This is a genomic window from Streptomyces sp. OR43 (genome assembly GCF_008042275.1).
Lineage (GTDB): Bacteria > Actinomycetota > Actinomycetes > Streptomycetales > Streptomycetaceae > Streptomyces.
This window is the reverse complement of the sequence record NZ_RDBK01000043.1, coordinates 292,980-305,599: the sequence shown is the minus strand read 5'-3', so window position 1 is coordinate 305,599 and position 12,620 is coordinate 292,980. Positions and strand designations below refer to the sequence as shown.

At 68.8% G+C, this 12,620-nt stretch carries 6 protein-coding genes and 2 pseudogenes; 6 read left to right on the top strand and 2 right to left on the bottom strand.

Annotated elements, in window-relative coordinates; all coding sequences use genetic code 11:
- The first annotated feature begins 290 nt into the window (after positions 1-290).
- Positions 291-2,324, top strand: a complete 2,034-nt coding sequence (locus tag EAO72_RS19790) for a glycosyltransferase (RefSeq protein WP_261991581.1) — start codon at positions 291-293, stop codon at positions 2,322-2,324.
- Between the two features lie 71 nt (positions 2,325-2,395).
- Here the strand turns inward: EAO72_RS19790 and EAO72_RS19785 are convergent, their stop codons facing one another.
- Entirely contained in the window at positions 2,396-5,980 is a 3,585-nt protein-coding gene (locus EAO72_RS19785; protein ID WP_148018664.1) for a bifunctional glycosyltransferase/CDP-glycerol:glycerophosphate glycerophosphotransferase, read from the bottom strand.
- 22 nt (positions 5,981-6,002) lie between these two features.
- Positions 6,003-8,234 carry a bifunctional glycosyltransferase/CDP-glycerol:glycerophosphate glycerophosphotransferase gene (locus tag EAO72_RS19780; protein ID WP_148018663.1) on the bottom strand — a complete coding sequence of 744 codons (2,232 nt, stop codon included), beginning with the start codon at positions 8,232-8,234 and terminating at the stop codon, positions 6,003-6,005.
- A 322-nt stretch (positions 8,235-8,556) separates the two neighbouring features.
- Here EAO72_RS19780 and galE point away from each other — a divergent pair, with 322 nt between their 5' ends.
- The 5 genes and pseudogenes from galE (at position 8,557) to rfbB (ending at position 12,605) form a co-directional block, all read left to right on the top strand.
- Entirely contained in the window at positions 8,557-9,528 is a 972-nt protein-coding gene (gene galE, locus EAO72_RS19775) for a UDP-glucose 4-epimerase GalE (RefSeq protein ID WP_148018662.1), read from the top strand.
- A gap of 185 nt (positions 9,529-9,713) precedes the next feature.
- Positions 9,714-9,872: pseudogene (locus EAO72_RS44315) on the top strand (hypothetical protein); the annotation flags it as partial.
- A gap of 55 nt (positions 9,873-9,927) precedes the next feature.
- A pseudogene (locus tag EAO72_RS44310) lies at positions 9,928-10,230 on the top strand (integrase core domain-containing protein); the annotation flags it as partial.
- 321 nt (positions 10,231-10,551) lie between these two features.
- A complete protein-coding gene (locus EAO72_RS19765; RefSeq protein ID WP_148018661.1) occupies positions 10,552-11,622 on the top strand; it encodes a glucose-1-phosphate thymidylyltransferase in 1,071 nt (356 codons plus the stop codon).
- The gene (gene rfbB, locus EAO72_RS19760; RefSeq protein WP_148018660.1) at positions 11,619-12,605 is read left to right on the top strand and encodes a dTDP-glucose 4,6-dehydratase; all 987 of its coding nucleotides are present in this window, start codon (positions 11,619-11,621) and stop codon (positions 12,603-12,605) included. The genes EAO72_RS19765 and rfbB overlap by 4 nt, the downstream gene beginning before the upstream one ends.
- Positions 12,606-12,620 lie beyond the last annotated feature (15 nt).

Below are 12,620 nucleotides of genomic sequence, written 5' to 3'. Positions count from 1 at the left end.
AAAGGCGTGTCCCCGTACCGGCTTCCCGGTGCGGGGACACGCCTCTTTCGTCGGCCGGGCGATCGGATGGCTGAGACGTGGTGCGCCATCCCGTCGTTGTCCGTCCGTTCAGTTCAAGGTTCGATAAACTCTGACTTCCCACACAACCCTGTGCGCCTCCTGTCCGTCTTCCTTGTGCGAGGGCAGGGCCTGCCCTCGCAACGCCGAGGGGGTAGGGGAAGCGTGAAGGTGTGATTCACGCGAGGCCGCCCGGGGATTGCCGCGAGCCGCGGCCCAGCCGAAAGACGCAAGTGAAGATTTCATTTCTGGTGCGCGACCTCTGCCACATGGGCGGGGTGGTCAGTGCCACACAGAACCTGGCGGGCGCGCTTGCGGCCCGGCACGAGGTGGAGATCATCGCTCTCCGCAAGGTGCGGGACGAGTCCTACTTTCCGCTCGACCCGCGGGTTTCCGTGCGCGCGCTGACCGATCTGCGCAAGCACTCCCCGATGTCGGATCTGGATGACCCGCTGATCGAGGTCTTCCCCAAGGTCTACCCGGTCGACCCGGCCGAGAAGAAGCCGGTCGTCAGCCGGCTGGCCGAGCTGCGGCTCCTCGAGTTCCTCGCGACCACGGACTCCGACGTCGTGGTCAGCTCCAGCCCGCGGAACACGATCATGCTGTCGTACGCCGAGGGCGACTACCTGCGGGTCACGCAGGAGCACTCGATGCCCTCGATCTACGCGAAGTACTACCAGGGCCGGCTGTTCAAGGCGTACCACTCGCTGGACGCGCTCACCGCGCTGACGCCCGAAGAGGTCGAGAGCATCGGCAAGCTGGTGCCGGGCGTACGCAACCGGCTGGCCGTCATGCCGAACTGTGTGCCCCCGGCCCCCGTGCAGTCCAAGACCACCAACAAGGTCATCATCGCGGCCGGCCTCCTCAAGGGGAACAAGAACTTCGCGGCGGTCATCGAGGCCTTCGCCACCGTGGTGGCCAAGCGCCCCGACTGGCGGCTGCGGATCTACGGCGACGGCCCCGAGAAGGCCAGTCTGCGCAAGCAGATCGAGAGCCTCGGCCTGCACAACACCGTGACGCTGATGGGCCCGGCGGCCCCGGTCTCGCCGGAGTTCAGCAAGGGCTCGATCTTCGTGCTCCCCTCCAAGCGGGAGGCGTTCGGCAACGTGATCGTCGAGGCGATGGCGGCCGGTCTGCCCGTCGTCAGCACCGACGCCAACCACGGCCCCCGCAACATCCTCACCCACGGCGAGGACGGACTCATCGTCCCGCGCGACGACACCGCTGCCATGGCCGACGCCCTCCTCGAACTGGTCGAGGACGACGAGCGGCGCAAGCGCATGGGCGAGGCGGCCGTGCGCAACGCGGTCCGCTTCCAGGAGCCTGCCAGCTGTGCGCGCTTCGAGGCGATCCTGCGCGACGCGGCCGCCCGCCGGGCGCTGCCCACGACCGCGACGGCGCAGGTGGATACCCTGGGCTCGGTCCGCATCGACGTCGGCACGCTGCCCCCGGAGGCCCACGGAGCCGAGATCGCCTGCCGCAGGGTCGGGCGCAACCCGGCCGAGGAACGGTTCGTGATCTCGCCCGACGGCAGCGCTGTGGTGCCCTGGCACGGCGGGCTGCCGGAGGGAACCTGGGAGCTGTCCGTGCGCACCCCGGACGGCAACGAGGTTCCGCTCACGGTCGACGGCTACGGCTGCGACGTACGCGATCTGCTCAACGTCAAGCTGCCCCGGGAGAACGGCGGCCCCGCGCTGGAACTGCTGCTCCCGCACCGGGGTGAGATGGACCGGCTGCGGATCCGCAGTGTGGTGCGCGAGGCCCACCTGGAGATCGACGCGCTCGCGGTCGACACCGGGACCATCCAGTTGGAGGCCGCTGCCTGGGGCGTGACCCTGGGTCCCGGCGCGGTCCTGGAGGCCGTGCACCGCAAGGACAAGGACCGGGTGCTGTCGTTCCCGGCAGCGGCACTGGAGGGCCGGCGGATCACCGCCTCGGTCGACTGTGCCGCGCTGGTGACCGAGCACGAGGGACCCGAGCAGATCTGGGACGTGTGGCTGCGCCCTGCTGCGGGCGCGGACCGCGTCCAGGTCGGAAAGCTCGCCACCGACGTCCTGGCGCCCATAGGAGTGTTCACCTTCCCGCGCCCGGTGATCCGGATCCTGCCCGAGCCCAGCAGGACGCTGCTGGCGAAGGTGGGGCGGCGGGTGACGCGGACGCTGAACGGCGGCAAGCCGGCGCCGCGCCCGGTCACGAAGGTCGAGATCCGGCCGTACTACACAGCACTGTCGCAGCTCGCCTTCAAGACGGTGGACGTCGCGCCGTAGGGCGGCGTGGACAGCACGAAGGGGCGGGCCCGGAGATCGGATCTCCGGGCCCGCCCCTTCGGCGTGTGCGGCTACTTCTCCTCGGTGAGGTCCGTCGCCTGCTCGATCATGCGGTCCACGACACGCTGCGAGGCGTGGCCGTCGTCCAGGTCGCAGAACAGGTGGTGGAAGCGCTCGAAGCGCTCGCCGTACTCGGGCCACACCGTGTCGATGTCGCGGATCGAGTCGATCAGCTCGGAGGACGTACGGACCAGCGGGCCGGGCGAGTCCTTCTCGAAGTCGAAGTAGAAGCCGCGCAGCGTGTCGCGGTAGTGCTCCAGGTCGTACGTGAAGAAGAGCATCGGCCGCTTGAGGTGGGCGTAGTCGAACATCACGGACGAGTAGTCGGTGATCATGATGTCGGACGCCAGGTACAGATCGGCGATGTCCGGGTACTCGGAGACGTCCCAGACGAAGCCGTTACCGGCACCGGGCACCTGGTCGACGACGTTGGAGTGGCGCCGGATCAGCAGGACGTGGTCGTCGCCGAGGCGGCGGCGGGCGTCCTCCAGGTCGAGCCGGAGGTCGAAGGAGTACTGACCGGCCCGGTGCGACTGGTCGTCGCGCCACGTCGGTGCGTACAGCACGACCTTCTTGCCCTCGGGCAGCCCGATCCGCTTCCTGATCTCCTCGGCGAGCTTGACCCGCTCGTCGGAGTACAGGTAGTCGTTGCGCGGATAGCCGGCCTCCAGGATCTCTCCGTCGTAGGAGAAGGCCCGCTTCAGGATCGGTGTGCTGAAGCGGTTGGAGGAGACGAGCATGCTCCAGTTCTTCGCTTCGAGCTCCAGACGCTTCTGGTACTCCTTGTCGAAGTGGAGCGTGTCGATGTCATGACCGATCTTCTTGAGCATCGTGCCGTGCCAGGTCTGGACGATGACCTGTCCCGGACGCCGGACGACCCACTCGGGAAGGTGCGCGTTGGTCACGATGTACTTGCTGGAGGCCAGCGCGTCGAACCACTCGGTGCCCCACATACGGACCTTCTCGGCCGTCGGCGGCAGCTCCACCTGGCCGTCGCGGACCGCCCACAGGTGCTTGAGGTCGGCGCCCCGGCGCACCAGCTCCTCGTGCATGGCACGCGGGCTGTCCGAGTACTGCTTGCCGTTGTAGCTCAGGTAGAACACCTGGTCGCGCAGCGGCTCCAGACACTTGGCCTCGTACACCTCACGGCGCAACTGTGCCTGGCGGAACGGCCCGCGCTCCACATCGGCCAGCTCCGAACGGCAGTTGAGCTGCGGGAAGTCGTGCCAGCGGGCCTCGAGCCAGTACCGGCGGCCCCTCAGCGTGGTGTGCAGCGGGAACTGGTCCGAGGCGAGCCGGTCGATGACGAACTCGACGTCCGGACCGTCGGCCTGGCGGAGGAAGAAGTTCCACCGGCCGGCCTTGAGCGGGATCGTGCCCTGGGCGCCGCCGCCCAGCGTCGAGGGGTCGAAGGCCGTCTCGTACGTGCCGTCGGCGGTCCAGTCGACGGGAACCAGGCGCTCGTCGAACCGGCCCTTGGCCTTCAGCAGCAGCTCGGACCCGACCAGGTGAGCCGGCGCGTGACCGGACAGGACGAGCTTGCCGTCCCGCTCGCTCACCTTCGTCATCACGGCACGCTCGGTCTGGCCGCGGAACTTGAGGTAGCCGTTGTGACCGGCGATGACCGCCAGCTCGTGACGGCCCGCCTGCCGGCCCAGGCTCGCGGGCAGCTGGAAGCGGGCGTCCTCGATGCCCTCCTGGACGACGGGGCTCAGCCGGCGCGGTTCCGCGGTCTCGTCGGGTCCGGAGACCATCAGGGCGGTGGACCAGTTGCGGACCCGGGGCTGGGCGTGGCCGTCAGTGCTCTCGGCGGTGACCAGGGCGACGTCGGCGAGCGGAACCTCGACGCGGAAGGCGTGGGCGCCGTTGCGCTCGTCGTCAACCGTGACCGGGTAGCGCCGGACGTCACCGCTGGACTGGTTGGAGACCTGAAGGGTGACGCTCTCGCCGCTTGCCAGCGGGGTACGGATCTCGCCCCGGACCACGACCCGGTCGCCGTCCAGCTCCCGGCCGGTCACCAGCGCGTCGACCCGCTCGATGCGCAGCTTGAGCGCGGCGCCCTCGACGCTCGGCAGCATCCGGAAGTTCTTGTCGAGCCACTGGTAGGGCGGGAAGTTGGCGGCACTGCCGCCGTTCGACTGGATGCCCCGGCGGCGCAGGAGACCGGAGCTCATGACGATCACGCCGATGTGCCAGATGCCCTCCTCCCACTGCCCGTTGTGGCGGAGCTTGGCGGGGTCGAAGGAGAACTCCCAGCCGGACCAGTCGTAGTTGTAGCGCTTCTGCCACGTGTCCGACGTGCGGCCCGGGCGGAAGACGTTCTTCGCGGGGAAGATCAGGCGGCGGCGGGAACCGCCCTTCTTGATCTGGATGAACTTGGCGGTGCTGCGCCGGTTCGGGATGTCGATCTTGTCTATCCAGGCATCGCCGGTCAGCAGCAGCTTGCCCTTCTGCCACTCCACACCGACCAGCGGGGTCCTGAGCTCCAGGTCCTTGTCGATGCGCAGGGTCTTGCGGGAGAGCGTGACATCGCTGCGGTCCAGGGCCTTGAATCCGGCGTACTTGCGCAGGAAGCCGCTGACCTCGACCGGCTCACGGCGCCGCTGGTCGGCGAGGAGGTCGATCAGCTCGGAGATCGCGCCGCGGCGCACCAGCGCGTACTGCACGCGCAGCACGGCGGGCAGCTCGTCCAGGACCTGCGGGTCGACCTGGTCGAGGTAGCGGTTGGCGGCCACGAGGAAGGCCTCGCGGTACTCGCCGTCGCCGTCCGGCACGACGTTGAGGAAGATGCGCAGGTCGTCCCGGAGCACGCGGGCGTCGTACTCCCGCTTGAACTGGGCCCACTGGGGGCCGGGGCGGTCGGCGAGGAACTGGGTCACGGACTCACAGGCGGCGACCCGGTCGCGGACGCCCTGCGGGTCGGTGCGGCGCTGGGTGATCGACGGGGCGGCCTCGCCCTCGCGCTGCCGCCAGTAGTAGACGGGCTCGCCGATCAGGTCGATGGCGTCGGCCAGGTAGTGGGCACGCAGCACCACGGCGCTGTCCTCGTAGAGCACGCCCTCGGGGAACGCGAAGCCGTTCTTCTCCCAGAAGGTGCGGCGCCAGACCTTGTTGCAGGAGATGCGGTCCGCGACGAGCTTGGGGTACTCGGAGATATGGGTGCGCTTGCGGGCCTCGCCGGCCAGCATCTTCAGGAGCGGCACCTGCCAGGACCGCTCGCCCTTGACGTGGAACACGTTGCCGGTGGCGAAGTCGGAACCGGTGTCGTCGAGACTGGCGACCATCATGCGGTAGGCGTCCGGCGGGATGACGTCATCGCTGTCGAGGAAGGCGAAGTACTCGCTCTCCGGCGCCATGTCGGCCAGACCCGCGTTGCGGGCCGAGCCGAGGCCGCCGTTCTCCTTCGTCACCAGCCGGAAGCGCGGGTCGCGCTCGGCGAAGGCGGCGGCTATCGCAGCCGAGCCGTCGGTGGAGCCGTCGTCGACCATGACGACTTCCAGGTCGCTGAAGGTCTGTGCCTCCACCGAGTCGAGGCAGGCCTCGAGGTACTCCTCGACGTTGTACACGGGCACGATGACACTGAGCCGGGGGGTCATGTTTTTCGGCATTCCTTTCGGGTCAGACCCGCTCGACCAGTTCGAGCGCCTGGGTTGGGGAAGGTGCCGGAGTGCGCTCGGCAAGCGGTGTGACGGGGAGTGGTTCCTCTTCGCCGAGGAACACGGTGCGCACGACGCGCTCGGCCGCACGGCCGTCGTCGAAGTCGCAGAAGCGCTTACGGAACGTGTCCCGCAGAGCCGCGGACTCCTCGCTCCGCCACTCGTCGGAGCGGAGGATATCGGTGAGCTGCGCCTGGGTGGTGGCAACGGCCCCGGGAGGCTCGGCCATCAGGTCGAAGTAGGTGCCCCGGACGACCTTGTAGGTCTCCCAGTCGTCCGCGAAGATCACGATCGGCCGGTCGAGGTTGGCGTAGTCGAACATGGCCGACGAGTAGTCGGTGATCATGGCGTCGGCCGCGAGGTAGAGCTCCTCCACGCACGGGTGCGCGGAGACGTCGATCACCCGGCCGCTGGCCTGGAGCTCGGCAAGCCTGCCGGTGGGCTTGTAGAAGTAGTGGCCGCGCACCAGCAGGGTGACGTCCGGGCCCAGTTCCTCGGCCAGCTTCGCGAGGTCGATCCGGGGCGAGAACTCCTTCTGGTACTCGCGGTGGGTCGGCGTGTACAGGAAGACCGTGGAACCGTCCGCCGCACCGAGCTCGCGGCGGGCCCGCGCGACCTCTCCGGCGCCCGCGTTGATCAGGACGTCGTTGCGCGGGTAGCCCGTCTCCAGCGAGGTGTAGGAACACGGGTAGACCCGCTCCCACACGGTGGTGGAGTGGCGATTGGACGTGACGCTGTAGTCCCAGCGGTCGCAGCGCCTGAGCAGGTCCGCCATGTCCATGTTCGTGGAGGCCGGGTAGTCGGCCTGGTCGAGGCCCATCGTCTTCAGCGGGGTGCCGTGATGGGTCTGCAGGTGGATCTGGCCCGGGCGCTTGATCAGCGAGTCCGCGAAGTTCACGTTGTTGATGAAGTACGTGCCGCGGGCCAGCGCCGTCCAGTACTCGCGGGAGCCGACGACGGCCACCTCGACACCCTTGGGCACCCGGCTCACATGCTCGGCGCGCACGGTCCAGACCCGGCGGATGTGCGGGGCCAGGCGGGCCAGTTCCGCGTCGATGGCCGCGGGGTTGCACGCGTAGCCGCGGCCCCAGTAGGCGGAGAAGACCGCGAGGTTCTCGTCCAGGGGCAGCCGCAGCTGGGACTGGTAGATCATCCGCATCGCGGCCCGCTTGGCCCGGCTGATGCGCCGGGTGTTGCTCGCCCGGGTCCGTGTACGCACCTGGTTCGCCCGCGTAACACCGGTCATCGCCGGATAGGAGTCCCTGCCGAGCATCGCGTACTGGTAACCGCGGGCACCGCCCGGACGTTCGAATCCCTCGGGCAGCCGGCGGTTGTAGTCGGCGGCCGCGCGGTGGAAGAATTCGGCCCGGGCATTCCTGGGGAGGCGGCCCGGCTTCTCCAGCACCGTGAGGTAGTGGTCGACCATGGTGCGGAAAAGGGCGGGGCGCCAGGAATCGAATTCCGGATGCTCGTCCAGATAGGTGAATACGCGGTCGTACTGGTCGCATACATCGAAAGGCCCGCGGCCGGCCGCGCCGAGGGTGTTTCCGCCCTCGCGTCGCTGCCGGTGGAGCACGCAGACGCGGTCGAGCAGCGCGATGCTTTCCGCCGTGACCAGGGTGGTGTACGTCCAGGGGACGTCCTCGTAGTGCCCCGACGGGAAGCGGAATCCGTGCGCCTCGACGAAATCGCGACGGTAGGCCTTGTTCCAGGCGAATCGCGGCAGACCGAGCAGCGCGGGCCGCTCCGACAGGGCAAACACGGCGGGCTCGGTGCCGCCGAGGAGGTCCGCCCGCTTGCCGGGCTGCAGCCGGCCGTCCCAGAAGCTGTGCGCGTAGTCGTAGACCAGGATGTCGGGGCCGTCGGTCGCGTCCAGGCGTCCGGCGATGCCGCTCAGCGAGCCGGGTGCCAGCGTGTCGTCACCGTCGAGGAAGAGCAGATAGTCGCCGGTCGCCACGTCCATCCCGGCGTTACGGGCGTGGCCGGGCCCCGCGTTCTCGCCGAGGTGGAGTACGCGCACCCGGGGGTCGCGCTCCGCGTACTCGTCGAGGACGGCGCCGGAGCCGTCCGGCGAGCAGTCGTCCACGGCGACGACCTCGAAGTCGGTGAAGTCCTGCTGCAGCACGGAGTCGAGGCACTCCCGAACATACGCCTGCACGTTGTACGCAGGCACGATGAGTGTCAGTCGAGGCATCCTTCACCAGTCCAGAGAGCTGTCTGCAGGGTCTGTGCGCAGGCACCGATTCGCACCGCGGAATCGTGGGGGAGGGCCTGAGCACCTGAACAGCGTAATTGATCGACATCCACCCGCCGTGGCCTTGTGTTTGCCCCGGCTTCATCCATGACTGCCCGGCTTCACCCGTGGTGTTCCCCGGGTGTCAGACCATGCACGGCTTCATGTCGCACGATAATACGGTTGACGACTATTTGTCTGATTCGGTTTTGCGTGCACGTAAGGTGAACCTGTCGGCGGATGGCGCACGGCAGCACCATGTACAGAGGGAGAGACGCACAGAATGACCTGGATGGTTACGGGTGGGGCCGGATACATAGGTGCGCACGTCGTGCGGGCGATGCTCGCCGGCGGACTGCGGGTGGTCGTGTACGACGACCTTTCCACGGGGACCGCGGCGAGCGTGCCCGACGGTGTGCCCCTGGTCACCGGCAGCGTGCTGGACCGGCAGGCCCTGGACGCCGCGATCCGTGACCACACCGTGACGGGTGTGGTGCATGTCGCAGGCAAGAAGCAGGTCGGCGAGTCCGTCGAGCGCCCCCTCTATTACTACCGGGAGAACGTGACCGGTCTGGAGGTGCTGCTGGAGAGCATGGTCGCGGCGGGAGTCGACCGGCTGGTGTTCTCCTCGTCGGCCGCCGTCTACGGCATGCCCGACGTGGACCTCGTCACGGAGGACACCCCCTGCGCGCCGATGAGCCCGTACGGGGAGACCAAGCTCGTCGGCGAATGGCTGATCCACGCCGCCGCCCGGGCCCACGGACTGCGCTGCGCGTCCCTGCGCTACTTCAACGTCGCCGGTGCGGCCTCGCCGGAGCTCGCCGACGCCGGCGTGTTCAACCTCATCCCGATGGTCTTCGAGCGGCTGGAGGCCGGCGAGGGCCCGCGGATCTTCGGCGACGACTACGCGACGCCCGACGGCACCTGCGTCCGCGACTACATCCACGTGGAGGACATCGCCTCCGCCCACCTCGCCGCCGCCCGCCGGCTGGAGGAGGCCGAGCCCGGCACGGACCTCACGCTGAACATCGGCCGCGGCGAGGGCAGCTCGGTGCGCGAGATGGTCGACCGCATCCTCAAGGCGACGGACCACGGGGACATCACCCCCGAGGTGGCGCCCCGCCGCGCCGGCGACCCGGCTCGCGTGGTCGCGGGCGCGGACCGCATCCGCGCGGAACTGGGCTGGTCGGCCCGGTACGGCGTCGACGAGATGATCGAGTCCGCCTGGCAGGGCTGGCGCCTGCGCCACCCCTAGGGCGTGTTGTGAAAGTAGCGCCGTCCGCCCGAAGGGCGGGCCCGGCGGCGTCTGGTGCGTGCGATCGCAAGGCGCGGCAATGGTCTCGTAGCGGAGCTACTAGGTGTTCTGTCCCGGGAGGTTGTGGACGGGTGATGCAGGTCTCGACTGAGGGATCTTGAACGGGTGAGGGCCTTCCGGGTTCGGTGTGGATTGCGACGTCTACACCGACCAGAAAGGCCCTCGTGCCCCACCGTAATGCACCCCTGACCGAGACCGGACGGCTGCGGCTGGCCCGCTGTGTGGTCGAGGACGGCTGGCCGCTTCGCCGGGCCGCGGAACGATTCCAGGTCTCCCCGACCACCGCCCAGCGGTGGGCCGGCCGCTACCGGGCCCTGGGCGAGGCCGGGATGGCGGACACGGGTCCTGACCGACAACGGCGCCTGCTACAAGTCCTACCTCTGGCGAGAGACCCTGACGGCGGCCGGGATCACCCACAAGCGAACCCGGCCCTACCGGCCACAGACCAACGGCAAGGTCGAACGCCTCAACCGCACCCTGCTCGACGAATGGGCCTACGCAAAGCCCTACCGATCAGAACACGAACGACGCGACGCCTTCCCCCACTGGCTCCACTCCTACAATCACCACCGCGGCCACACCGCGCTCGCCGGCAAACCACCCGCCAGCCGCGTCCCCAACCTCACAGGGCAATACACCTAGGTCCGTCGTTCGGGTCGTGCCGGGCTCGCGCGGCCCGGCATGATCCGAACGAAAGCCCGTGGGGCCTTTGGCCGCGGGGTAAAGCGAATTGCGGAGAATTCGATATCGAGTTCGACGCCACACGCCGGTGTGACGCATTTCGTGAACCGACAGGAGCGAAACGAGGCGGAATGGTTACGGGGGGCCGCCGCTTTTCCTCCGGACGAGTCGCTAAGCGGGTCGGCGGAGCTGTTTCGCCGCGGATGAGCGCGCGGACCTGACTAAGGTCACCCGGTAGGTCGCAGCTGCGACAGGACCGCCGACTCATCGTGGGGCAGATCAGTGAAGGCTCTCGTACTTTCCGGTGGGGCAGGCACCCGGCTTCGTCCCATCACTCATACCTCGGCCAAACAACTGGTCCCGGTGGCGAACAAACCGGTGCTGTTCTACGGGCTCGAAGCCATCGCGGAAGCGGGCATCACCGACGTCGGCATCATCGTGGGCGACACCGAGGAGGAGATCCGGGCGGCGGTCGGCGACGGATCCCGGTTCGGGATCGACGTCACCTACATCCCGCAGTCCGAACCGCTCGGCCTCGCCCACGCGGTCCTGATCGCCCAGCGCTTCCTGGGCGAAGACGACTTCGTCATGTACCTCGGCGACAACTTCATCGTCGGCGGGATCGCCGGACTGGTCGAGGGCTTCTGCGCGGACCGGCCCGACGCCCAGATCCTGCTGACCCAAGTGCCCGACCCGACCGCCTTCGGCGTCGCCGAACTCGACGGGGACGGCAGGGTCGTGGCCCTGGAGGAGAAGCCGAAGGAGCCCAAGAGCGACATGGCGCTCGTCGGCGTCTACCTCTTCACCAAGGTCATCCACGAGGCCGTCCGCTCCATCCGCCCGTCCTGGCGCGGCGAGCTGGAGATCACCCACGCCATCCAGTGGCTGATCGACCAGGAGCGGGACGTCCGCTCCACCACGATCCGCGGATACTGGAAGGACACCGGCAACGTCACCGACATGCTGGAGGTCAACCGCACCGTGCTGGAGACCGTCGAGCCCTGCACGCGCGGCGCCCACGTCGACGACGAGAGCGAGATCATCGGCCGGGTCCGGATCGAGCCCGGAGCCAGGGTCACCCGCAGCCGGATCGTCGGCCCCGCCATCATCGGCGCCCGCTCGGTGATCAGCGACGCCTACGTGGGACCGTTCACCTCGGTCGCCCACGACTGCCGGATCGAGGACAGCGAGATCGAGTACTCCATCGTCCTGCGCGGTGCCTCCATCGACGGCGTCCGCCGCGTCGAGGCCTCCCTCATCGGCCACGAGGTCGAGGTGACCCCCGCGCCCCGGAGCCCCTCCGCCCACCGACTCGTCCTCGGCGACCACAGCAAGGTGCAGATCTCCTCATGACGACCCGCCTCCTGGTGACCGGCGGCGCCGGCTTCATCGGCTCCCACTACGTCCGTACGCTGCTGGGCCCGGACGGCCCCGGCGACGTGGCCGTGACCGTGCTCGACAAGCTCACGTACGCGGGAAACCCGGCCAACCTCGACGCCGTGCGCGGCCACCCCGGCTTCTCGTTCGTCCAGGGCGACATCTGTGACGCGGAACTGGCCGACGGCCTGATGGCCGGGCACGACCAGGTGGTGCACTTCGCCGCCGAATCCCATGTGGACCGCTCCATCGACGGCGGCGCCGAGTTCGTGCGTACGAACGTCCTGGGCACCCACACCCTCGTCCACGCCGCGCACCTGGCGGGCGTGCGGACCTTCGTGCACATCTCCACCGACGAGGTCTACGGATCGATCGACGAAGGCTCCTGGAGCGAGAGCGAACCGCTCGCGCCCAACTCCCCGTACTCCGCCTCCAAGGCGTCGAGTGACCTGGTCGCGCTGTCCTACCACCGCACCCACGGACTCGACGTGCGGGTGACCCGCTGCTCCAACAACTACGGGCACCACCACTTCCCCGAGAAGGTCATCCCGCTCTTCGTCACCCACCTGCTGGAGGGCAGGCCGGTCCCGCTCTACGGCGACGGCGCCCACGTCCGCGACTGGCTGCACATCGACGACCACGTCCAGGGCATCGAGCTCGTCCGCACCAAGGGCCGCGCGGGCCAGGTCTACAACATCGGCGGCGGCACCGAGCTCTCCAACAAGGAGCTCACCCGGCTGCTCCTGGAGGCGTGCGACGCCGACTGGGACACCGACGTCATCCACGTCGAGGACCGCAAGGGCCACGACCGGCGCTACTCCGTCGACTGCACCCGGATCCGCGAGGAGCTCGGTTACGAGCCCCGCAAGGACTTCCGTACCGGGCTCGCCGAGACCGTGCGCTGGTACCGCGACAACCGCTCCTGGTGGGAGCCGCTCAAGGAGAGGGCCGCCCTGTGAGCGCGCGCTGGCTGG